We start from the raw sequence: 25528 nt of genomic DNA on the forward strand, positions 1-25528 counted from the left end.
AAAAGTATTAAAGTTAGTAATATAAAATGCATTTAATTTGCTTGAATTATTTTATTATTTTTTCCTTTATTTTGATTTAGATTATTCATAATGTCATTTGTAACTTTTGGCAACTCAAATATTACTCCTTCACCATAAAGATTGTCTTTATTTTTAATAAAGTTTTTAAACTTTGTACCAATATAAGCATTGCCAAAACCGAACTTAATATTATTTAACGGCAAGCCTTTATATTCCAAAAGATACACATTATCATCATTCAGAAAATTAAAATAATTACCTTCTAAAACAGTCGCATTAGAATAATTTTCAAAATTAAGTGCCACCTTAAAATTTTCAAAGTAACTGCTTCTTATTGTTACTCCCGCTAATTCACTATTAAAATATATACCTGTATTACATCCTTCTACAGATAAAGTTTCCAGATTTAATGCTGCAAGTAGCCCATTTTCGAAACTAAAACAAATATCTGAATTACCAGCAACCAATTTCGTAAATTTATTTAATCCATGATATCCTTCAAATTTAAATCTTTTACCTTCTCTAAGTTTACTATTCAAAAGAGAATTTATATTATATAGTTCTAAATAGTAATTATTAACAGAATGCAATAGATTTTTTGAATAAAATGAGCTCACATTTTGTAATTTAGTTCCTTGGTGGTAATCCTGAATTTTAATTGCATAACTATTCAGGTTTCCAATTTCACTAATAATTTCAAAATTTTCTATTGTCATACCAGTAGTAAACTTTGAATCCAATTTTGTTCCCCAATTGTCACTTTGCAAAAGTGTAATATCTTTATTTAAAATAAGCTTAGAATTTGAGAAATCAATCACCATATTTCTCATAGAGAAACTAAAATGCTGAGGAATAAAAATAGTCTTACTAATATTATACCTACCAAAAGGAAAGACTAAATTCTGGCTTGTAGAAACAGCATAGTTTATCGCTTCCTGAATAGCGTTAGAATCATCAATATCGTCATTGGGTAAAGCCCCAAACCATCCTGCATTTAATGCTCTATCATAATATCTTCTATAATACTTATTATCCTTCTTTATATAGATAACTCCATCTACCTTAGCCTCTGTCATGTTTTTACCATCTTCCCACTTATCAACAGAATTATAGACAAAAGTTTCTTTTGTATATTTATCAACTAGGCTTAGAGATTGGGCAAGGCTTAGTTGGGCTAATAAAACAAAATATAAAATGATTATTCTACTCAACATTATTAAAGCTTTTAATTGTTTTCTCAAGACCGTCTGAAGCAGAAAGTGGCAATTCTTTTATACCAAGAGAGTGTTTTATTTTTTCATTAGATATAATAAGATTTGAAGTCATTTTTTTTAATCTTTTTGTATTAAAAGGCAATTTAAGTAAATCTCCTGTTTTTGCAAAAAAATTAATTAAAACAATAGGCAAATATAAAATAATAGCTTTTCTTCCTTGACTCTGAGCTATTATCTCAATAATTTGTTTGGTAGATATTGGATAATCATCACATATATTATATATTCCACTATTAATATTTTCCCATCTAATTATTATTTCATTTAATAAATAAGCAACATTATCTACTGAAATAAATGATCTCAAATTATTAAAACTACCTAAGGGATAAGGGATCCCTTTTGAAATAATCTTATAAAGAAGCTTTAGATTTCCTTTATCTCCATCTCCATGAATCATTACCGGTCTTAAGATAATCAACTTTTTGCCCTCTGGTATCTGTTGGGCTAAAAGATAATCTTCAGCAGCTTTTTTAGATTTGCCATAATGAGAAACAGGAAAGCATTCTGATTGTTCATTAATAATTCCAGCTCTTTCATTCTCTTCTACTACAGCAATTGAACTTATATGAATGAATAAAAAAGCTTTACTATTTATAAATTCTTTAAAAAGTGATTTTACTACTTCAAAATTTGCTTGATAAAAATCTTTTTCAGTAGCTATTCCCGAATGATCATGGGCTTTCCCTATACAATTTATAAAAACACTAACATCATATGGCATTTCTTCTTGCCAATTTTCTTTCCTGATGTTTACAGGTACAATATTTTGGGGCAATGATTTTTTCAAGTGTGACCCTAAAAACCCAGAAGCACCAAAAAGCAAAATATTCTCCATTATCAATTAAACCAATAATTATCCTGATGTTCAAAAAATAAGCACTCTAGCCAACTATCTAAAGACATTTTGTAAAGACTATCTTGCCCAATATCCACAGTATCTGATTCAAAAAATAATTTAGATAATTTAATATTTTCCCGGTCAATAATTAAAATATTCTGCGCATTGTAAAACGGGTAATATTTAATTTCAGAATTAGTAGTAATCAATTTCCGTCCTGCTCCCAAAGCTTCAAAGGTCCTCATTGTAAGACCCTTTTGCCAAGGATGATTAATATCTAAAATTGCCTGGGAACTTTTATATAAATCGATTATCTCAGAATGTTTTAAACTCTGAAAACTAATTTTGTTTATATCAAATTCTTTAAAAGTTGATTCAAATAGTTTTTTAAACAAAAAAACAAATCTGCTAGGTGAAAAATAAAAGGCAAAAGAGCTAAAATTATTCATTTCACACCATTTCTTTACAGCCTCACTTATCACATATCTATCCGAATGAGCAGTTCCTATAAACATAGTATTGTAAGTAACCGTATTTTTATAATCTCTTATTTCTTCATATTCTTTAGAATAAAAAAGTGGTCTAAAATGAATATTATAACTTAAAGCATCATTTCTGTCAAACGTAAATTTTTCATCAAAAAAATGTAAGATATGCTCAGCATTCGGATTGTTTTTAAATGAATCATAATTATAATAAACAGTCTTAATATCTTTATTTATTTTTTTTATGCTTTCAATAAAAAATGGAGGGATTACTTCACCTTTAATTAATAAAAAATAGTCATATTGATTATCTTTTATTTCTTCCAATATTTTCTGATAGTATTTATTAATTTGAGTCTTATAAAAATCTTTTTTTATTCTTATTATTCCTTTAGCCAATATTGAATTAGAAGGTCTTTCATCATAAAAGTCCACAGTAGCGCCTAGCTCTCTAAGACGCTGAGCAATTATCTTTTCATAATTGAAAAAACTAACTGTTAGCAAAAGAACTTTTTTATCCTTAAAATTCATATCTCTTTTCATTTATACAGCCCTTTTTTCTTCATCTCTTCCAACGAATCATTAAGCTTATCCTCCTGAATTTCTTGTTGTAAAACCCATTCTGAAAACCTTTTAATTCCTTCCTCAAAATATACAATAGGTTTAAATCCTAATTTAGAATTTATCTTTGAAAGATCAGCAAAATTGTGGCGAATATCTCCTAGTCTAAAATTCCCAGTGACTGTAATTGGAACTTTAATCTCATAGGAATTGATTAATGTGTTAGCTACAGTGAGTACATCTGTAGGAACTCCTGTCCCCACATTAAACACTTCTCCATTGGCCTCTTCTTTTTCAATTCCCAATATAGTTGCATTTACAACATCATCAATATAAACAAAATCTCGGGTCTCTTTACCATCCTCAAAAATTTTTATCCCATTGCCATTTCTTATTTGTGTAGAAAAAATCGAAAGAATCCCTGTATATGGATTAGACAATGATTGTCCTGGCCCATATACATTTTGATATCTAAAAGCAACAGGAGCAATTCCAATTGTTGGGCAAACAGTCATAATCATTTGTTCCTGATTTTGCTTTGTAATGCCATAAACAGAAGATGGATGAATTTTGGACTCTTCATCTGTTGCCATAAGCTCTACATCTACTCCATTATATTTGACTTCAAAATCTCCATCCAACATTTCTTTTTCGTTTCTATGTGTTGGATATACTGCTCCCAATTCGGGATGCTTATATTTTCCTTCCCCATATATTGAACGGGATGAAGCAATAACTATCTTTTCAACCGTCCCATTATTTGTATTAGCTAATATATCTAGCATAATTGCTGTTCCTTGTATATTAACTTCAGTATACTTTTCTATACAATACATAGATTGCCCAGTCCCTGTTTCAGCTGCTAAATGAACAATTACATTTTGACCTTCGAGAGCCTTTTCCCAATCGCCTCTAGAAGTTACAGTACCTTTAATAAAATTAACTTTATCTTTTATGCTGTTATAAAGCGGTGATGTTCTTTCAGGATCATTCCCATGAATTTGAGGTGATAGATTATCCAATATGGTAATATTATAGCCTTTTTCAATTAATTTCAAGGCCAAATTACTTCCAATAAATCCGGCACCTCCTGTGATTAGTATATTTTTCATTAATTCGATATTTTTTCCCATTTTTGAGTTTCAAAATTATATTTTTTAATTGGTTTAGCAGGTACTCCTACGATTACACAATAATCATCAAACTTACCTCTTACTACAGAATTTGCACCTACAATGCATTGCTTCCCCAATATTGTTCCTGCCTGAATTGCTGCACCTATACCGATAAAACAGTTTTCTCCAATTTCTGTTTTTTTTATTATATTTTCCTGTTCTAAAATAGGAACACCAATTTTTTCATAATTATGATCTATATCTGTTATAAAAACATTGGCTAAAATAGTGGTCGACTTTCCAATAACTAATGTAGACCCCGTAGTTATATGAACATTCTGACCTATTGCAACATTATCACTAATTATCAATTTTGAATTTTCCCCATGAGCTTCTAACCTAACATTTGGGTAAATTCTTACTTTTTTTCCTATAAATATTCTTTTTAAGCCATAAATAAATGTTGGTTTTCCTATGTAAGATGGAAAACGAACCTTTCCTAAGAAAGGAGCATATATAATCATCCTTAGCCCCCAAAAGATTTTTTTCATCATTCTTAATTCTTTACAAATATATTCTTCTTATATACTTTATCTTAGAAAAAAAATTAAAAAAAAGATATTCTAAAACATTAATTTTCTTCAAATAAAACATTTCTTTAATATTTTTTTGTACACCTAATTCCATTTCTGAAAAGTTTGAAGAAAGCCCTTTCTGTCCATAATCATTATCTGTTATTACAAGTTTTTGATTCAATAATATCATTTTATTGTTTAAGGATATCCTTAGCCAATAATTTGCGTCTTCTGAATACTTTTGTTTTTCATCAAAATAACCTGTATTTTCAAGAATCTTTCTTTTAAAAATAGCTGTTGATGTTTGTCCTACTGTCTTCAATAATAATTTTCTTAATGTAATCTCAGCTATTCCATTTTTTACTTTGTAGGGATAAGTAATATGATCATTATTCCTTAAGGCGCAGATAAAATCTATATCATCATTGAAATTTTCCATTTGTACTTCCAATTTATTATTTAACCATACGTCATCAGAATCCAAAAAACAAATATATTCTCCCTTGCTCCTCTTTAGTCCTTCATTTCTAGCTTTAGAAACTCCACTATTTACCTGGTTTATCAAAATAAGATTAATATTCTTATTTTCATTTTGATAGTTCTCAACCATATTTTGTGTACTATCTTTGGAGCCATCATTAATTACAATAATCTCAATATCACCTTTATAAGTCTGATTTTTCACAGAGTTAAGAGCTTTTATTATTGTATCTTCAGAATTATATGCTGGTATTATTACACTTATCATGTATTTGTCTTAAAATTAGAATCAACCAAATAATTTAATCTTTCACTTATTTTCTTACTTGAGAATTTAGTTACATTTAATCTTGCATTTTTTCCTAACATTCTGCATATGTCTATGTTGGCGGTAAGAAGATTTACTTTATCAATGAATCCGACTTCATCACCTACTTCTACCAAATATCCATCATTCCCATTTGTAATTATATCTCGAGGACCACTTGGACAATTAAAGGATATACAAGGCAAAGCGCAGGCCATAGCTTCTGCAAGTACTAAACCAAAGCCTTCAGCCCTAGAGGTAAAAAGAAATAACGAGGCATTTAAATATTCTTCAATAATATCTTTTGTAGGAGGAGTTATAATAACATTATTTTCTATCCCTAGTTCTATAATTTTAAGTTTAATTTTATCATAGTTTTCACCCTTTCCGATAATTTTTAGAGTCCATCCTTCTTTTATAGCATTAGATCTTGCCCATAAATCCAATAACAAGAGATGTTGTTTATCATCTGTAAATCGTCCGATATTTAATGCTACTTTATTTTTATATAAAGTAGTTTCTTCCGGATAAAAGGGTAATGGATTTGGCAAATACTCATTTTTAATTCCATTCTGGTTATATATTTCAGAATCCAGTGTTGTAGGTACTGCTAAAAGCTTAATTTTTTTATAAAAAACAAATGCTATTTTTTTATATATGGAATTATATCCCGTAATAGATGCATGCTCAGTTACAAAAATCTTTTTATAATTTCTTATACTAAAAATTACTTTTAATAAATTCAAAGGGTGAGCTGTATATACACAATCTGGATTTATTTCTTTAATTTTTTGTCTCAATAAATTTACATTTTTAAAAAAAGAGTAACTAATTTTAAAAATTCTCTTAAGACGACTTTCGTTTAATAAAAGTTTGGTATCTATATTAAGATAAATATGTTTAACGTTTGCAGGTAGCTTATAAAAAGAAGCCTCTGAATCATCGGTAATGAGTATTAATTCATTTTTTCCAGAAAGAAAATGCATATGTTGAGCTATAACACGCTCAATTCCACCTGCAGGGGCCATTGAATTTATGTAAAATATGATTTTCATAATTTAAAAAATAAATTTATATTGGTATGATTCAAGTCCTGTATAGGTATATATTTTATATATCACAACAATACTATAAACAGCTGTGATAAAAATCTTTTGGTGCAGTTTTTTAGAAAGATATAACATGTTACCTACTAATATAGTATCTAAGACCAGATAGTAACTTCCAAATCTTACCCCAAAATCTGCCGATATTAAATAGGTTGAAACATAAATAATAAAACCTAAAAGATATAGATTAAAAAAATAAACAAATCTATCATCATTAAAAAATGATTTTCTGAAAATAAGGACTAAAAAGATGACAATAAATCTCTTTAGTAATCCTACAGTATAAGCAACATATATATTACTTTCTACTTCTTGAATCTCAGAATAAAAAATAAATTTTTTGTTTAGGTATTCAACATTTTCTATTAAAAATCCAATTCCTAAAAAAGCCAAAACAGACAACATAATAAATTTTACATAATCTTTTAACTTAAGACTATTTCTAGGGATAAAGATTGCAAGTGCAAACACTATTGCTGTAATATGAAATAACGAAGCACATATTATAAGGAAAAAAAACTTTTTATAGTTTAAATTTATAGCATAATAAAGAGATACACATGTAAATGACAAAGCAATTGCCTGCCTTATACCACTAAAATTGTAATATAGAAAGAAATCTGAAAAATAAATTAATAATGGAAACAGATAGAAGTAAGAATTTAATTTGATAAATCTAGCTATTAATATTAATGATAAAGAATTAATAAAAAGAAGAAAAATAGTATAATCTGCATGCAAAACTTTTGAAAAGAATGTATTCAAAAATTCATATCCAAATTCCGTACTCCAAAATCCCGCAATATAGTTAAAACAGTATGCAGGTGAATCAGTCCCTACTGTACAACCATCTCTTAATCCAACGAAAAGGATCATTATTATAGAGAAAAAAATTAAAAAAAGGTTCGAAAACCATTTATTATATTTAAGAATCTCTATGTAGGCAAAAAGCATAATAAAAATCCCGACAACCAGATAAATCACTACTGTTTTCTTTATTCTATTATCTAAACTATAAATTTACCAAAGTAAGTATATCTTTTAACTTGTTATATACTATCTTTAACCTCTTTAAATTTTTCAAGAAATTGAGTTCCATAAACATAGTCTGGTTCGAGGTAATTCCCTTCAGCCCATTCATTCCATGATTTTATAAAAACAAGATTATTAGTTGAAGATTTATTTTTTACAACATCCAAAGTACTTTTAACATGTTCTTTAAAAGCTTCTGGTGTAAAATCTGTTAATACTAATGCCTCTTTCCCACTTCTTGGTGAGTGATCCCAGCCCGTAATAATTGTAGGGTAAATATTCTCTTTTGAATCTATTTCCGTATTTATAAAATACTTTGCTACAGTAGAATAATCATATAACTGAGGAATATCTGCTAAAAACTTTTTCAAATGCTTTGTTGCCTTTTCAGCAACAGATCTTACATTAACCTGATATGAATCTAAACGAACCGTATTAACAGCATCTACACCAGTATTTAGAACGTCATTAAGGTCAATCCTAGAATCAATTACTTGACCAATAAAATGAAAGTCTTCCAAGCCATTCTCTTTAGCAAGTTTTCTCCAGGTTTCAATAAATAAGGGAATTGAAGCATCTGCTAGTGGTCTGTAAATCATAAACAATGGCTTCCCGTCGACTTTAATATATCTTTTATCTTTAAAAGCAGGCAGCAATTCATAAAAATGATTTTTGAAATCTTCTACTCCCGGATATAATTGCTCAATAAGAGTATTTCTATTTTTTAAACCATGAGCAAAACCTTTCCAAGTTTCATTTGCCCAAGCTAAACAAAAAGGAAAATCTGGTTCCCCTAAAGCAACAACTTCATTGAAAGGACGTTCTATTAATCTCTTTCCATTTCCAAACCAATAATGCCAATAACAAAATCCATCAATTCCAAATTCTTTTGCCATATTGGCTTGAGCTGCTCTTGTTTCAGGAACCCTTAAATCATAATACCCCAGGTCTTTTGGAACCCTTGGCTGATAGTGACCTTTAAATAAAGGTTTTGCTTTACCCACATTGGTCCATTCTGTAAAACCTTTTCCCCACCATTCATCATTTTCAGGAATTGGGTGAAATTGAGGTAAATAAAATGCTATAGCTTGAATATTCGATTCCATAATTTTTTTATTTGTTTGTTTTTTTTAACTTATTTAATCCTATATATACAAATTCAGAAATAGTAGTTTCCCTTACTATAAATAATAATAAATAATATAGTATATATGATAAAGCCAGGCTAATTAAAAGTATAAATACATTTGATAAATCAATTTTAATTTTAATTAACAATGCAATACTAAATACAATAATTGAGCAAAAAATAATTTTAATAAAATTCCTATTAAATATTGACATTTTCTTAACCTCTTTCCTTTCAATATAAAACATAATAACAATTGCAAAAAGTTCTGCCAATACAGAAACTAAAGCTGCACCGTTATGATAATATAATTTTATTATAAAAAAATTAACCGAAAGACTGAACAGAGCTGAAATGATAACAGCAATAGTATATATTTTTTCCTTATGTTGTGTATACAATAATAAATATCCTATAAAATAAGCAAGCCCTACTATAATACATAAAGGAGACATAATCTGCATTGTAACTATTGATTCTTTAAATTCAGGACCGGCCATTAAATTTATAATGTTCTCTGCATAGACTAAAAATATTATAGTTGAAGGTATGGCTAGCAACAATATAATATTAAAAGATTGCTTCAAATACATATAATATGATTTTAAATCTGTATTATATAAACTGGAAAGTCTTGGAAGCATGACTGTGCCAATAATTGTAATAAACGATATAACAAATCTTACCAATTTATTAGAAACACTGTAGTATCCAACATATTTATCTCCTACCAACGAGCCTATAAGAAAATTATCAAGCTGTAAATAAATATTAACCGAAATGGTTGCCACAAAAATTGTAAGCACAGGCTTCATGTGTCTTTTAAGATGAAGTTCTCGAATCTTTATACTTTTAAAATTTAATGTTTTAACAAGATAAAATAGATTAAATAAATTAGAACCACAAATTGTGAGAACCATTATAAAGGCATACATTAAATAGTCATCTGGACTATTTATTGAATAAAAAATCAAGAATATAGTTACAACTCTTACAATAACATATCTTACAGTAATATATAATTGATCTTCCATTCCCTGAAAGTACCACTCTGCTCCAATATTAGTAAGAAATATCATACTACTCATCAGCAGAATAAGATCTTTATAACTAGCAAAATAATTTAAATTATATAGAACTCCTAGCAAGATAATATAAGAAAGTATAGACGTTATGAATAAAATACTCAATAACTCAACTGTTGCTTTAGTTCTTTCCTCAAGATTATTCTTTACCTTCGATATTTCCCTTATTCCATACATAGGAATACCTAAAGCTGAAAATAGAATAAAATAATTAATAATAACATACACATATTCAACTTTCCCTATGCTTTCTGGACCTAAAATCTTATTAATATAGGGCATTATAAAAACTCCTACCAAAGCTGAGGAAGCAACTCTGAATAAGTTTAAGAAATAATTAGTTTTTACACTTCTTTCCTTCATCAAATTTGTAAATACTGCTATTATATAAGTTTCGAAAAATTGTTGACAAAAATAACTTACTTAAAGATGTTCTTAAGTCTAGTCAAAATACTTTTATGTTCTGTATTAGTATAACCATAACCATATTTATTTCCATATCCAAAATAATCTCTTGGAACATCATTTAAAACAAAACCTACATTTTTAATCTTATTAGAATCTATATTTTTATTTGCAAAATCTATTAAAGATCTTTCTGTATATCCTGATCTAGCAACATAAATAGTAACTTCTGCAAATTCAGAAATAAGAAAAGTATCTGTCACTAACATTAATGGAGCAGTATCTAATATAATATAATCATACTTATCTTTTAATTCTTCGATCAATTTTTCATATCTTCCATTAGTAAGAAGTTCTGTCGGATTTGGAGGAATACTACCTGAATAAATCACATCTAAATGTGGATTAAAACTTGAAACATGAACAATATCAGTAATAGAAGTCTTTTCATCATATAAATACTCAGTAAGTCCTTGCAAACCCTTTCTTGCTCTATTGTATCTTTGAAGTTGAGGATTTCGAATATCAGACCCAATAATAATAACTTTTTTGCTAGGTGTCGCAAGTGTAAGTGCTAAATTCACAGAAATAAAAGTTTTTCCTTCCCCTTTTACCGTAGATGTTACAAAAACAACTTTTGCTTCTTTCTTTTTAGGAAGCATAAAATTCATATTAGTTATGAGAATTCTAAAAGCTTCTGCTAAAGGTGATAAATCATTAACTTTTACCAACTCTTCTTCTCCTCTTCCCATACTCGGTATTTCACCAATAACTGCCTTACCGTGAGAAAGTTTTTCTAAATCATGTTTTGTCTTTATTTTATCATTAAATAATTCTTTAAGATAAATAAAAATGAAAGGCAAAAGAACTCCTACTAATAAGGCAACCAATAAAAAGATTAACTTTTTGGGAGCTACTGGTTTAGGAGAAGCATAGGCATAATCTATTATTCTCGCCTTACTTGCCGTAACAGCCAACGAAATTGCAGTTTCTTCTCTTTTTTGTAATAAAAGCAAATATAAATTTTCTTTTATTTGTTGCTGTCTTTCAATACTCCTAAACATTTTTTCTTGGGCAGGAATCTTTGTAATTTTTGAGCTGATCTTATCCTGCTCACCTTGATATTGATTCTTAGCCAGCTGTAATCCCGTTTTATTTTTTAATAAGCTTTCCATAATAGACCCCCTAAGAGAGGATATTTGCTTATTAAGATCAATAACCAAAGGATTTTGTGGAGTAGCATTTTCAAGCAGCCTATTTCTTTCTAATACAAACTGATTATAAGCCGAAATATTAGCAGATGTTGTTGCGTTATTTAAACCAATATTAGAAGGTAGTACTTGGGTATTATTTTGTCTCCCCATAAAATCGATCAAAGCGTTAGTTAATTCAAGCTGAGATTCTAAATCGATTTGTTTACTTCTTGCTTCTGCTGATGTTTCAAGATTGATTTTAGCTTCCGTTGACAAATCTGTAATCTGATTGCTTGATTTGAAACGTTCCTTTTCATTTTCAACCTGTCCCAATTCTTTTGAAATAATGTCTATCCTATCATCAATGAAATCTTTCGTTTTCTTGGACTCAGAATTTTTGTCATAAATAGCATCATTATTATATACTTTTACTAAAGTATTAACAATGTCTTTCGCCTTATCAATATTTGCGTAATTTAATGACAAACCTATAACAGTTGCATCTTTATTAACTAAATTTACGCTCAACATATTTTGAAAACGATTTACAGTTCCGTCAAGCGAAGAATAAGTAAAATACATATCACCTATATCTCCGGAATTAGATTTATTATACCCCGGATTTTTAATTATTAATAGATTAGCATAAGGGAGGCTTATTGTTTTGCTTAATTGTGTTTTGATTTCTGAAAAATCCTTACTTGTTAAAATAATATTATCACCAGAAACCTGAATTGCCACAGGATGTATTTCTTTTGTATAAAGCTTTTCATTAATAATCTGAATAATTATCGGTGATGTATCTTTATAAAGTTCCCTATCACTAAACTTGGATTTAATATATATTGAAGTTTGTAATTTATTTTGTTTTACAACTTCATACATTAATTTTTTAGACTTAAAAATTTCAATTTCATTTTCAATACTATTAGTTCCCATACCTCCGAATCCAGATAAATCTTTTAGAACCCCAATTTCTGAAGAGACGGTAGGGTTCTTTTTGGCATCCTTAATTAATACTGATGACTGAATATTGTAAATAGGTGTTGCGAACCTTAAATAAAAATAAGTTATAATTAAAGAAATTATAGGAACAATAACAAACCATAACCAATTTTTTAAATATGGTTTAATTATTTCCTGAATATTAATTTTTTTTTCTGATTCCTCAATAACTGGATTATCCATTATTTAGTTTTAAATTTTACAAGTTATTCTGTTATATATTAGCAACAGAGATTAATTAGTTTATTATCTTAGATTATAGTCTTGCATCTACCAAACTTCTATCAATACAAGCTTTAGCATCAAAAATAACGCTATTTTCCTTTTTCATTTTCTTAAAGTCTAATGTAAGAAATTCCTTATGAGATACTGCTATGATAATAGAATCATATTTCTTACCTTTCGGAAATTGATCCAAGATATCAACTCCATATTCATGTTTAACTTCCAATTTATTTGCCCATGGATCAAAAATATCTACTTCTATACCGTATTCTGTTAATTCGTTATAGATATCGATTACTTTTGTATTCCTAATATCAGGGCAATTTTCTTTGAAAGTAATCCCTAAAATTAAAGCTTGTGAGTTCTTAATAACCTTACTCTTTGATATTAATAATTTAACGACTTTCGAAGCTATAAATTTTGTAATTGAGTCATTTACTCTTCTGCCGGATAGAATAACATCGGGATGATATCCTAGCTGTTCAGCCTTGTGAGCTAGATAATATGGATCTACAGAGATACAATGCCCACCGACCAATCCTGGCTTATATTTAAGAAAATTATATTTTGTTCCTGCTGCTTCGAGAACATCATTTGTATCAATCCCCATTCTATCAAATATTAATGCTAATTCATTAACAAAAGATATATTTACATCTCTTTGAGCATTTTCAATTGCTTTAGATGCTTCAGCTACCTTAATGCTAGGTGCTTTATGAGTTCCTGCTATAATAATTTTCTTATACAGATTATCTATCTCTTCTGCTATTTTTTTTGTAGACCCAGAGGTAACCTTTTTTACATTTATTAAAGTATTTACTTTATCACCTGGATTAATTCTTTCAGGAGAATATCCCACAAAAAAATCTTGATTAAATTTTAGCCCAGAATATTTTTCTAGTACCGGAACACACTCTTCTTCTGTACATCCAGGAAAAACAGTAGACTCAAATATTACTATATCACCTTTTTTTATAATTTCACCAAGCATTTTTGAAGCAGAAATTAATGAGCTTAAATCTGGGGCCTTATATTTATCAATTGGTGTAGGCACAGTTACTATAAAAACATTGCAATCAGAAATATCATTCAATTCACTAGTCCCTTTATAGCCTACATTACCATTTGAGTCTTTATATTTTTTTAAACATTCCTCAAGCTTCTTTGTATTTGCTTCAAGAGTTACATCAATGCAATTATTAAGTTTATCAATTCTTTCTGTATTTATATCAAACCCTAAAACCGGAAAGTAATTTGAAAACTCCAAGGACAGGGGTAAACCAACATATCCCTGTCCAATAACAGCTATTTTATATAATCTAATTTCATTCATTTGTGTTTAAGCTTGCTAAAAGATTTAAAAAAAGAGCATACTTACTTTAGATCATTCAAATTTTACCCCTATTTTTTAATTAAACTTACCACAACTGCAACTGCAGTTACAGCAATTGATATAGCCGTTAAATATATTCCTGTATTTGGATTTTGTTTTGATATTATATCTTTAGTATTATTTGCAGGAACTATAATTGCATCTCCTTGTTTTAAATTGTAATATGGTGAATTAATTAGATTTGCATCTAATAAATTTACTTTTCCATGGGTAACATTACCATTTTCTGTTCTAATAACTAAAACATCATCTCTCTTTCCATACACCGTCAAATCTCCTGCTAAACCTAATGCATTTAAAATTGTAGCCTGGCCATTTGAAACAGTATAGTCTCCTTGTCTATTTACTTCTCCAAGAACTGTAACTTTAAAGTTGGTAAGCCTTATATTCACAGTAGGGTTAATTACATACTGCGCCATTTTATTTCTTAATTCTTCTTTAAACTCAACCAATGTTTTATTTGATGTACTAAGTTTACCCAATATCGGAAAATCGATATTCCCTTCAGAATCCACAATATAAGTAGGCCCTGTAATACTATTTGATCCTTGATTAGGAGTATTTCCGCCTGCAAGAGCATTTGTCTGAACAAGCTCCGATGAAGAATAATTTTGATTAAAAGGCTTTACTACGTCCATATCCTTAGCTGTCACCAATATCACCAATTGATCCCCAGTTTGAATCGTATTACTAGAATTTCTGGAAGAAGACTCAACAGCTACCTTCTCTATATTCTGCATATAATTGAGGTCATTTTTGGCATTCGGATTAGTTTTGCAAGAAACTAACCAAAATGCAACTAATACAACCAATATTTTACTTTTCATATCTTAAAAATTGTACAAATATACATTTATTTATATTTTTTATTTATCTAAGGCCTCGTAGATGGAATTATTACTTCTAAACTCAGGCACAATTGTTTTTAAAAGCTTCACTACATTCACTTTATCTTCCATTACAGAAGCATCTGTTACCAGATTTATCAGGGCTTCTATTTCTGAGAATGACATTGCAGGATCCTTAGAAATCATGATCTTGTCATTATGGGTTGGAAGTGTTTTTGCGTTATCACTCAAAAGCTCTTCGTATAGCTTTTCACCAGGTCTTAAGCCTGTATAAATAATTTTTATATCTATATTAGGTTCAAAACCGGATAATTTGATCATTCTTCTGGCCAGGTCCAGAATTTTTACCGGCTCTCCCATATCAAAAACAAAGATTTCACCTCCTTGCCCCATTGTTCCTGCCTGAAGAACAAGTTCACAGGCCTCCGGAATGGTCATAAAGTATCTTACAATATCCGGATGGGTAATGGTTACGGGACCTCCTGCCTCTATCTGTCTCTTAAAGTGGGGAATAACGGAACCGTTTGATCCTAATACGTTTCCAAATCTCGTTGTAATGAATTTGGTAGTATTTCCCTCAACATGATGTAAGGACTGAACAAAAAGTTCAGCTGCTCTTTTGGAAGCCCCCATTACATTCGTAGGATTTACAGCTTTATCCGTAGAGATCATTACAAATCGGTTCACTTTATAACGGCTGGATAAAACAGCAATATTTTTTGATCCTAAAACATTGACGCGGATAGCTTCATTGGGGTTTTCCTCAACCAACGGAACATGTTTATAAGCAGCTGCATGGTATACCATTGAAAAATTGTAGATCTGGAATACCGGCTCAACACGGTGTATATTAGAAACATCTGCTAATACAAATTTAAATCTGATATGAGGAAATTTCTCTTTCATTTCAAGCTCAATATCATACAAAGGTGTTTCTGCCTGATCCAAAACAACAATCAATGCAGGATTAAACTGGGCGACCTGTCTTACAATTTCACTTCCGATAGATCCGGCACCCCCTGTTACCAGTATATTTTTGTTGAAGTGTCTGCTTTTAACTTCTTCACTTTCAATTTTTATCGGTTTTCTGTTGAGAAGGTCTTCAATCTGAAGATTTCTGATGGCTCCTCCCAGATCACTGTCTCTTAATTTCTGTACGGATGGAGCTTTGAATATATTTAAGTCTTTTTCTAAAAATAAATTCACCCAGGAATTCATTTCGTCTTTAGACATCATTTCTTTAACAATGATAACTCCGTCGATAATAAGATCTTCTTTTGTAGCTTCCTCTATCCTTTTCTTCTCATAAATAGGTTTTCCCAATAACGAGGCTCTTTTTGAGTCTGTTCTCTGAGTAAGGAAGCCCACTACCTGATAAGGCAGGCTTGGATTATCCAAAATAGCACGGGCTATAGCAATGGACTGTTCGTCGATACCAAGGACCAAAATTCTTTTTTTCAGGGCACTCCTTCTATATTCCCGGACAATATGGAAAAACTCTTTCACATATAACCTGAAAAGGAATAATCCCATAAAAGAAATAATGAAGTATAATATAAGGAATGGGGTAAGGATAAATTTTCCTCCGGTAGACCAGAAATAGATCAGGTTTACTAATCCTACTACAGTCATGGTACAAAAACATGACACAAGCAGTTTAAAAAGGTCAATAAAAGTAGAGTGCCTTATAATTCCTGCATAGGTTTTGAATAAATACATAAAGATTGTATTTACCAAAATAATAAAGCCAAAAACAATACTTTTATCTTCATGATAAATGAACTCTTTCTGGGTAATTTTTTCTATAGTATAGGTGGAAAGAAATAAAGACATGACCAGAATAATAATATCTATTACGAGTATTATCCATCTGGGTAGATATCTTACGTCTGAGAGATTGACAACATTATCACCTCCGAATATTTTTTTTCTAAGAGAGCTGTACATTGTCTTTGTTTGTGTTCATATTCAAAATGGGGTTAAACCCTGTTTTATTAATACTCTTTTTAAGAATGGATACAAAAATAAAATAAAATCCTATCTATCCATAAATTTTAAAAACAAATTTAGGGAATTTCATTTTCTAAAACTTCAGAAATTCTATTTCTGCAATCATTCGTTAAGTTGGTTCCTGACGGTAGGCAAAGTCCTGTGTCAAAAAGCGTACCAGATAAATTATTTCCAAAAAATTTGCAATCTTTATACAGGGGTTGAAGATGCATTGGTTTCCATAGATATCTGGTTTCTATATTATTCTGTGAAAACTTATCCCTAAGTATTTCCTTTGAAAGTGTGTTTTTCAGAATAACAGTATTGAGCCAATAATTTGAATAAAAATCAGTGCTTGGAGCAGAAAATAAATCAATATTTTCATTATTCTTCAATAGTTCGTGATAAAAATCATGATTTTTTCTCCGTGCGATGATTTTTTCTTCAAGTGTTTCCAACTGCCCTCTTCCAATCCCGGCTGCAATATTATCCATCCTGTAATTGTATCCTAATTCGGAATGGTTATAAAATTCTTCGTTGTCTTTACCTTGTGTGGCAAGAAAAAGTGCTCTTTTCTTTACCTCCTGGTTTCTTGAGATCAACACTCCCCCGCCTGCAGTAGTGATAATTTTGTTTCCGTTAAAACTTATAACGGAAAGATCTCCGAAAGTACCACAAGGCTGGCCTTTATATTTACTGCCTAATGCTTCTGCACTGTCTTCAATTACGGGAATATCATATTTCTTTGAAATCTGGAGTATCTCTTCCGCCTTAAAAGGCATTCCATACAGGCAAACTGCGATAATTGCTTTTGGTTTTTTTCCTTGTTGAATACAGTATCTCACCGCATCTTCCAAAGCGTCCGGGCACATATTCCATGTTTGGGCCTCACTGTCGACAAATACCGGAACGGCTTTGAGGTAAAGAATAGGATTGGCAGAAGCCACAAAAGTAAAAGACTGGCAGATAACAAAGTCTCCTTCTTCAACATTCAACAATCTAAGGGCCAGATGAATAGCTGCAGTTCCTGAAGATAAAGCCGTTACATGAGAATTGTTTCCCAAATAGCTTTCCAGGCTATGTTCAAATTCATCTATATTGGAGCCGTATTGGGAAATCCAGTTGGTATCAAATGCATTATGCACGTATTCAAGCTCATTTCCCCCCATATGCGGAGGTGAAAGCCAAATCTTATCTTTTTTCAATTACTTATTTATGTTTCGTCAAAAGTATCATTTATTTTTTCATATTCAAAGCCCCGACTCATTAAATATTTTATTGTTTTAGATTTTTTTTGATACTCTTTCATCCCTTTCTGCCTTGAATAGTAGTCTTCAAAGGTTTTTCGGATCATTTTTTCATAATCCGATTCATCTATTTCATCGAAACAGCTGTTGATGAGTTTTTCAGAAATCTGTTTCTGCTTAAGGTGCATTTTTATTTTATTCCTGCCCCAGTGTTTGATGTAAAACTTTCCTCTGATATAGCTGCGTGTAAATCTTTCTTCGTTAAGATAGTTTTCTTTCAAAAGGTAGAGGATAATTTCATCCTTTGCTTCATCAATGAGCATAAATTCTCTCATTTTCTGCTCAACTTCTGCATGACAGCGGTCCTGATAGACACAATAGTTTACCAGTTTCTGTTTTATTTCATCAAAGGTGAAAGATTTTTTCTCCATAACAGATGTATATGAAAAAGAATGGACAGGCCGCCCATTCTTTATGATAATATTTTAATTCTGATTAATAATTGAACAGGGCTTTACCTTCCATCAGTTCATTTACTTTCTTTCTTACAGAACCTATAACTTCTTCATTTTTGATATTGTCTACCACTTCAGAGATGAATCCCGCAATCGTGTCCATATCGTTTTCTTTAAGACCTCTTGTTGTGATAGCTGCAGTTCCCAATCTGATACCGGAAGTTGTGAACGGCGATTTATCATCAAAAGGAACCATATTTTTATTACATGTGATATCTGCAAGTACCAGAGCCTTTTCTGTTTCTTTTCCGTTGACGTTCTTGTTTCTAAGGTCTACCAGCATTAAATGGTTATCTGTACCTCCGCTTACAATATCGAATCCTCTGTTGATCATCGCTTTTGATAATGCCTGCGCATTGGCTTTAACCTGTTTCGCATAGGTTTCAAACTGAACGTCTAACGCCTCAGCGAAAGCAACAGCTTTACCGGCGATAACATGCTCAAGCGGTCCTCCCTGAATACCCGGAAAAACAGCACCATCCAATACCTGACTCATCATTTTCGTTTCTCCTTTCGGTGTTTTGTGGCCGTATGTATTTTCGAAGTCCTTACCCATCATGATCATTCCTCCTCTCGGGCCTCTTAAGGTTTTGTGAGTGGTAGTGGTCACTACATGGCAGTGCTCGAATGGAGAATTTAATAATCCTTTTGCCACTAAACCAGCCGGATGAGCAATATCTGCCCAAAGCGTAGCTCCTATTTCATCTGCAACCTCTCTGAATTTAGCATAATCAAGATCTCTTGAATAAGCGGAGAAACCTGCGATAAGCATTTTCGGTCTTTCTCTTAAAGCCACTTCTCTCATCTGATCGTAATCGATAAGACCTGTTTCTTTCTGAACCCCGTATGAAACCACCTGATACTGAATTCCGGAGAAATTTACAGATGAACCGTGGGTAAGGTGTCCTCCCATTGAAAGGTCCATTCCCATAATTTTGTCTCCGGCTTTCAAAACTGCAAGATAAATGGCAGCATTAGCCTGTGAACCTGAGTGCGGCTGTACATTCACATAATCTACACCGAAAAGCTCTTTGGCCCTGTTAATGGCTAATGTTTCAACCTCATCTACTACTTCACATCCTCCGTAATATCTTTTTCCGGGATATCCTTCAGCATATTTGTTGGTCAGTACACTTCCCATTGCTTTCATTACGTTCTCAGAAACAAAGTTTTCTGATGCAATAAGCTCTAATCCATGGGATTGTCTTTGTCTTTCTTTTTCAATCAGGTCGAAAATAATGTCCATTTTACTTTTAGTTTTTGAAATTTTTCACCCCAAATGTACGGAATTTCCTGCTAGATTTTGGCATCCTGAAATATGATTTTAACTCTGTAATTTTATAAAAAATCAGAATTCTTCATCTGCAAGCTCCTTATTGACAATAGCTCCGGTGAAATTCCCCTGTGCAACGGCATTGGCAACAGATCTCATCATAGTCACATTATCTCCGGCTGCAAAAACACCAGGAATATTAGTTTTATGCATATCATCAATTTTAATAAATCCGTGCTCGGTAAGCTCACACCCCAGATCATCAGATACATTGATATTCTGTTCAAAAGGTATTTTAGCATACAGGGCCTGTAAAGAGATTTCTTTTCCGCTTTTAAAGATTATTTTCCGGATATAGCCGTTTTCATGCTCTATTTTTTCAATTTTATCTTCAACTAAACTGATATTATTCTGAGCGAGTTTATTTTTCTGATCTTTTGAAAGCTCCGACTGTCCATTGCTGAATAAAAAAAGATCTTTGGTCAAGTTATACACCACCTTTGAAAATTCGTAGCCCATATCGCCATCTGAAAGTATTCCCGTTACCTCATTTTTCACTTCATAACCATGGCAGTAGGGACAATGCAGTACTGAAATCCCCCAGCATTCTGCAAATCCGGGAATTTCCGGCATAACATCCTTTACTCCTGATGCCAGGATCAGCTTTTTAGCATAAAATTTTTCTCCTGTAGAAGTTTCTGCTTCAAAACCTTCATCTGCTTTCTTTAAAGCTGCTACAAAACCTTCATGAAACTTCACGGTATCATATGCTGCAACCTGCTCCCGGGCAAGGTCCGAAATTTCTTTTGGTGTTTTCCCATCGTGAGTGATAAAGTTATGGGAATGTGGAGTCTGCCTGTTGCATGGCTTACCCTTGTCAATAATCAATGTGTTTCTTAATGATCTTCCCAGGGACATGCCTGCGGACAATCCTGCGTAGCTCCCTCCTATAATGATGACATCAAAATTTTTCATTTAAATTAGGTATTGATTGATGGTTAATGGTTGTAGCTAAATGAACAATTTCACTTTTTTATTGATCCATTTGAATTACAAAGATAAAATAATATTTTATTAATGAAACATTGTTGCATTAATATTTATTAATATATAGTTGGTTGAAACTATCAAACCGAATCAGCTTACTTTAACCTGTAAAACTTTAAAATCAGCTGTTATTTTATTAATATCTGTTCTTCACTTCTTTGATTTCATCCGCAATTTTGGGGCGGATATCAATTTTCGCTCCTTTAAAGCTGAAAATAGTGGTTCCTTTTTCCCGGGCAAATCTATTGACAACAGAATCTGCTACTTTGGAGGTTTCAAAATAAGGACCTGTTTCTTTCAGTTCATTATCTTCAGTGGAAGCTTCTTTTACACGGATCAGGTTATCAAATTTTTTACCAAGATCAAACCAATTGATATAATCTGCATTAAAAGAAACTGCCTTTACTCCTTTTTGGGAATAGTAATTAATAGCTCCTGCCTGCCCATAATTATCACAAAGCACTAAAGTCCTGCCACTTCCGGAAAGCATGGAATATTCTTTATCAACTTTCTGCGCAAGTTCCTTCCATCCCTGCATATCTGCAAAATCCTGGGGCAGCAGATGGTCTTTACCATCTTCCCAGCGGAGCAGTCCCATTTTCTTATATTTTTCAGGATGGCTGACTATATATTCCGGCCTTTTATTGGGAAAAGCCAGGTTATACAAAGGCAGGAACAGAAGAACAGGAATAAGGATAAAAACCGGTTTAAGAAACTTCTTCCAGCCTTTATCAAAGATATGCGCCAGAAAAACAGCACCGAACGCTATGAAAACCGGATAAAGTCCAACAGCATAATAATCTTTAGCCCTGAAAAATAAAAACAAGGCAATAGTTATAACATATGCCCAAAAGAAGGATCTGAATTTCTCAAACGGTTTATAAAACAGCAGCGCATAAAAGCCGGCAATAATTACCAACAGAGAGCCTATAAAGAAAAGGACCTGTGATTTAAAGAAATCAAACCTGTCGACATGCACCAGCTGTCTTTCTGAAAGTTCTTTCATGTGCGAAACAACCGGAAAGTCGAATTTATATTGCCAGATCAGGTTAGGAAGCATGATTAATACAGCAACCAAAGCAGCACCGTAAAGATGAGGCTGAAGAAAAATTTTTCTTTGTCTGGACAGAAGGATAGCAGGAATCAGTCCGAGCACGGAAAAAGCTATATTATATTTATTCAGAAAACCTATTCCAAAAACTACGGCTGCGCTATAAAGCCATTTTACTTTTTCTGAATTAAAATACAGGATCAGCATATAATACATAAGTGTCCACAGCAGGATTTCCAGGGAAGTAGGCTGAAAAAGCATATTGATCCGGAGAAGTACGGAGAGTAAGATACCGGTTGAGGCTAAGATTTTAGCATACAAGCTTCCCTGAAGCTCTTCAATGATTTTCCATACGACAGCAAGGGTGAGCGCTCCAAAAAGAGCAGGAAAGAATTTTACCCAGAATACGGACCCTCCGAGTAATTTAATAAGCCACGCCAGCCATGAATTCACAGGAGGTACAGAAAGATATCCCCATGCAAGATGATTAGCCTGGTCCAGATGCAGGTATTCGTCCCTGTGAAGTTCGTATTCAGGGCTGATCAGGGAGTATTGAAGGATGAATTTTGCAATTATAAAGAAAATGAGAAGGAGGTAGTTTTTCTTCATCAGCTATGATGTTGTACGGTTATTATTCTATTTTAAGACAATTTATTAAAAATATTCATTACATCGGTTTCGTCAATAAAAAATCCCGGGAAAGTTTTCCCGGGATCATACAGTTTAAATATATAGTGATGGTTTACTATTTTTTCTTTTCTTTAAGTTCTTCTTTATCTTTATCGGAAGGGTTCCAGACTTTCACTTCAGAGTCTTTGGTGATTCCTGAAAGGATCTGAACATTGATTCCATCGCTGGCACCTAATTTCACATATACTTTTTTGAATTTTCCATCAGGCTGCTTCACTTCTACGAAAGGGGTGTCCTTACCGTTTTTCTTTTCGTACTGAATAAGGGATTCGTCCAACAGCAATGCATTTTTCTCAGATTTCAGCACAATTTCACCATTGGCAGAAAACCCTGCTCTGATGTATTCGTTGTTAGGGTTGTTCACATCCCCTTCCACCGGGAATTTTATGGTTCCGAGATTATCTTTTCCTTTAGGGGCGATCATCGTCAGCTTTCCCGGGAACGTTTTGTTCTGAAGGGCTCCGATTACGATTTTCATATCCATTCCCTGCTTCAGCTTTCCGGCCTGGGCTTCGTCAATTTCTCCCTGGAAGATCAAAGAATTAAGGTCCGCAATGGAACAGATTGTTGTTCCTGCATTGAACGAGTTGGCTTCAATTACCTGGCTTCCTACTTTCACAGGAACCTCAAGAACGGTACCTGCTGCTTTGGAACGGATCTGTGTTGTTGCAAGACCCTGAAGTTCAGGGGTAGCTCCCGTTTTTACAATCTGTAATCTTTTTTGAGCGGTAGCCAGCTGCTGATTGGCATTTCTAAGGGCCTGCTGCTGTGAAAACAGTTGCTGCTGCGAGTTTAAATACTCCTGCTTGGAAATAACACCTTGCTTATACAGTTTTTCCTGCATAGCATATTGCTTCTGCATGTTATCCACATTCATTTTAGCATTGCTGATCTGCAGCTGGGAATTCACTACTTCCTGCTGAGCATTGTTTACATCAGCAATATTAGGAATGATTCTCACGGTTGCAATCAGCTGTCCTGCTTCTACCTTATCTCCTTCATCTACCAGAATCTTATCGATGATTCCTGCAATATTAGGTTTGATCTCGATCTCTTCTTTCGGAATAATTTTTCCTGTAGCCATTACCTTGTCTTCCATATCCTGGTACTTTGGTTTTCTGGTCAGGAAAGCTTCACTCTGTTTAGAATTTGATTTCACGAGATACCCGATCCCGGAGAACAACGCCACTGCAAATAAAAGCCCGAGTACAATATAAATGGCCTTTTTCCAAGTGAATTTCTTTTTCATATATCTAGTTTATTTTTACTATTAAAGGTTATTAGTTTATTTAAATATTTAATGATTAAAAAATTTAAACAAATCGTCATTTTAAATTTTTCAAATTAATATCATCCCGTTATTACTCTGACCTCAGTGCTTCAATCGGGCGGATTTTTACTGCACGCTGTGCCGGGATCATCCCGATAATCAGGCCAAGGATCACCATCACAGCCATGGCACCGAATACGTTTCCATAATTTACGGTCGGGTTGTAGAAAGGAAAATCGTCCTGATTCTGGGTTACTACATTTAAAATAATGAGGACAAAAATTCCGCACATAAACCCGAGAATTCCTGATGACAGCGTAATCACTACACTTTCCAGAAGAATCTGGTTTCTTACTTCAGCCGGCTTTGCTCCTAAAGCTCTTCGTATTCCTATTTCTTTGGTTCTTTCCTTTACGGTAATCAGAAGGATATTTGAGATGGCGATAACTCCTGCAAGAATGGTAAGCGTTCCTACAATAATCGTTAAAAGCTGCATTCCCGTAAGAAAACCTGTAAGTTTCTTAAATTCTTTTCCAAGGTTGAAGCTTCCGAAGGCATTGGTATCTTCCGGAGATACTTTGTTTTTATTCTTCAGGACCTGTTTTACATCTTCTTCCACTCCGTTGACGTTAGCATTGGGTTTGCTCACAATCGCAAACATATCAATCTGTTCTCCGGCATTATACATTTTTGTATAGGTTGAAAGAGGTATAAAAGCAGTTCTGTCGTTTTCAAATCCACCGCCCTTTTTTACTCTGAAAACACCGATCACATTAAAAAATATCCCTTTTATATTAACCTGTTTCCCAACGGGATCTTCTTTTTTCTTGGCATCAAAAAAATTCTTATAAATCTCTTCTCCAATAACTACCACATTTTTATTTCCCTGAACATCCGCATCATTAATGTAACGCCCGAAAATAAGTTTCTTTTCAGAGATTTTATTCCCTACCGAATAGTCTCCGGTAAGAGAATAGGTTCCGTTTTTACCATTTCTCGACATGGATTCTCCTGGCGTACCGGTAAAGCTTCCTCTTGCATTTTGCGGTGAGATATAGTCTATGGCAGTCACTTTTCTTTTCAGCATTTCCATATCGGACAGATTGAGATGCACTTCTCTTCCTTTAGGAAATCCGTCGTATGGAATGGAGGTTTTCTGAGCCCAAAGAAAAATGGAGTTGGTGGCAAATCCGGAAAATAATTTATCAAAACCGTTTTCCATCCCTTTTGCAGCTCCAAGAAGACTCACATACAAAAACATTCCCCAGCCCACACCAATCATGGTAAGGAACGTCCGAAGCTTATTATTCCTCAGTGAATAATAAATTTCCTGCCACGTATCTTTTTTAAATAAAATGTTCAC

Annotated in this window: 21 protein-coding genes; all 21 read right to left on the reverse strand. The window is 32.3% G+C overall.

Annotated features, from left to right (window positions below; all coding sequences use genetic code 11):
- Positions 1-32: 32 nt before the first annotated feature.
- Positions 33-1235 (reverse strand): glycosyl hydrolase family 28-related protein, encoded by a 1203-nt coding sequence (locus tag BUB03_RS05670; protein ID WP_139258775.1) that lies wholly within the window; start codon positions 1233-1235, stop codon positions 33-35.
- Positions 1225-2133 (reverse strand): NAD-dependent epimerase/dehydratase family protein, encoded by a 909-nt coding sequence (locus BUB03_RS05675; protein WP_073060947.1) that lies wholly within the window; start codon positions 2131-2133, stop codon positions 1225-1227. Before BUB03_RS05675 ends, BUB03_RS05670 begins: the two co-directional genes overlap by 11 nt.
- A 2-nt stretch (positions 2134-2135) precedes the next feature.
- Positions 2136-3164, reverse strand: coding sequence for a WaaS/CpsH family glycosyltransferase (locus BUB03_RS05680; RefSeq protein ID WP_073060950.1), 1029 nt, complete (start codon positions 3162-3164; stop codon positions 2136-2138).
- Positions 3161-4315 (reverse strand): NAD-dependent epimerase/dehydratase family protein, encoded by a 1155-nt coding sequence (locus BUB03_RS05685; protein WP_228417775.1) that lies wholly within the window; start codon positions 4313-4315, stop codon positions 3161-3163. Before BUB03_RS05685 ends, BUB03_RS05680 begins: the two co-directional genes overlap by 4 nt.
- The gene (locus tag BUB03_RS05690) at positions 4294-4851 is read right to left on the reverse strand and encodes an acyltransferase (RefSeq protein ID WP_073060953.1); all 558 of its coding nucleotides are present in this window, start codon (positions 4849-4851) and stop codon (positions 4294-4296) included. Before BUB03_RS05690 ends, BUB03_RS05685 begins: the two co-directional genes overlap by 22 nt.
- 10 nt (positions 4852-4861) lie before the next feature.
- Positions 4862-5620, reverse strand: coding sequence for a glycosyltransferase family 2 protein (locus BUB03_RS05695; protein ID WP_073060955.1), 759 nt, complete (start codon positions 5618-5620; stop codon positions 4862-4864).
- Positions 5617-6714, reverse strand: a complete 1098-nt coding sequence (locus tag BUB03_RS05700) for a glycosyltransferase (protein ID WP_083538867.1) — start codon at positions 6712-6714, stop codon at positions 5617-5619. Before BUB03_RS05700 ends, BUB03_RS05695 begins: the two co-directional genes overlap by 4 nt.
- Before the next feature lie 3 nt (positions 6715-6717).
- The gene (locus tag BUB03_RS05705; RefSeq protein ID WP_073060961.1) at positions 6718-7722 is read right to left on the reverse strand and encodes an EpsG family protein; all 1005 of its coding nucleotides are present in this window, start codon (positions 7720-7722) and stop codon (positions 6718-6720) included.
- A 95-nt stretch (positions 7723-7817) separates the two neighbouring features.
- The gene (locus BUB03_RS05710; protein ID WP_073060964.1) at positions 7818-8906 is read right to left on the reverse strand and encodes a glycosyltransferase WbsX family protein; all 1089 of its coding nucleotides are present in this window, start codon (positions 8904-8906) and stop codon (positions 7818-7820) included.
- Positions 8907-8913: 7 nt separating this feature from the next.
- Positions 8914-10377 (reverse strand): flippase, encoded by a 1464-nt coding sequence (locus BUB03_RS05715; RefSeq protein ID WP_073060966.1) that lies wholly within the window; start codon positions 10375-10377, stop codon positions 8914-8916.
- Between the two features lie 56 nt (positions 10378-10433).
- Positions 10434-12800 (reverse strand): GumC family protein, encoded by a 2367-nt coding sequence (locus BUB03_RS05720; RefSeq protein ID WP_073060969.1) that lies wholly within the window; start codon positions 12798-12800, stop codon positions 10434-10436.
- Positions 12801-12873: 73 nt separating this feature from the next.
- Positions 12874-14175 carry a nucleotide sugar dehydrogenase gene (locus BUB03_RS05725; protein WP_175547483.1) on the reverse strand — a complete coding sequence of 434 codons (1302 nt, stop codon included), beginning with the start codon at positions 14173-14175 and terminating at the stop codon, positions 12874-12876.
- Positions 14176-14243: 68 nt separating this feature from the next.
- Positions 14244-15062, reverse strand: coding sequence for a polysaccharide biosynthesis/export family protein (locus tag BUB03_RS05730; protein ID WP_073060972.1), 819 nt, complete (start codon positions 15060-15062; stop codon positions 14244-14246).
- Between the two features lie 39 nt (positions 15063-15101).
- Positions 15102-17030, reverse strand: a complete 1929-nt coding sequence (locus BUB03_RS05735; RefSeq protein WP_073060974.1) for a polysaccharide biosynthesis protein — start codon at positions 17028-17030, stop codon at positions 15102-15104.
- 119 nt (positions 17031-17149) lie between these two features.
- A complete protein-coding gene (locus BUB03_RS05740; RefSeq protein WP_073061341.1) occupies positions 17150-18241 on the reverse strand; it encodes a DegT/DnrJ/EryC1/StrS family aminotransferase in 1092 nt (363 codons plus the stop codon).
- 44 nt (positions 18242-18285) lie between these two features.
- Positions 18286-18750, reverse strand: a complete 465-nt coding sequence (locus BUB03_RS05745; RefSeq protein WP_042279707.1) for a regulatory protein RecX — start codon at positions 18748-18750, stop codon at positions 18286-18288.
- Between the two features lie 64 nt (positions 18751-18814).
- A complete protein-coding gene (gene glyA / locus BUB03_RS05750; protein ID WP_073060977.1) occupies positions 18815-20080 on the reverse strand; it encodes a serine hydroxymethyltransferase in 1266 nt (421 codons plus the stop codon).
- 102 nt (positions 20081-20182) lie between these two features.
- Positions 20183-21082 carry an NAD(P)/FAD-dependent oxidoreductase gene (locus BUB03_RS05755; RefSeq protein WP_073060979.1) on the reverse strand — a complete coding sequence of 300 codons (900 nt, stop codon included), beginning with the start codon at positions 21080-21082 and terminating at the stop codon, positions 20183-20185.
- Positions 21083-21290: 208 nt separating this feature from the next.
- Complete coding sequence (locus tag BUB03_RS05760; protein WP_073060982.1) at positions 21291-22814, reverse strand: glycosyltransferase family 39 protein; 1524 nt, start codon at positions 22812-22814, stop codon at positions 21291-21293.
- Between the two features lie 136 nt (positions 22815-22950).
- Positions 22951-24144: an efflux RND transporter periplasmic adaptor subunit gene (locus BUB03_RS05765; protein WP_040997938.1), complete on the reverse strand. Its 1194-nt coding sequence runs from the start codon at positions 24142-24144 to the stop codon at positions 22951-22953.
- A 112-nt stretch (positions 24145-24256) separates the two neighbouring features.
- Positions 24257-25528, reverse strand: a complete 1272-nt coding sequence (locus BUB03_RS05770) for an ABC transporter permease (RefSeq protein WP_073060984.1) — start codon at positions 25526-25528, stop codon at positions 24257-24259.

Origin of the sequence: Chryseobacterium oranimense (genome assembly GCF_900129755.1) — a bacterium.
Taxonomy (GTDB): Bacteria; Bacteroidota; Bacteroidia; order Flavobacteriales; family Weeksellaceae; genus Chryseobacterium; species Chryseobacterium oranimense.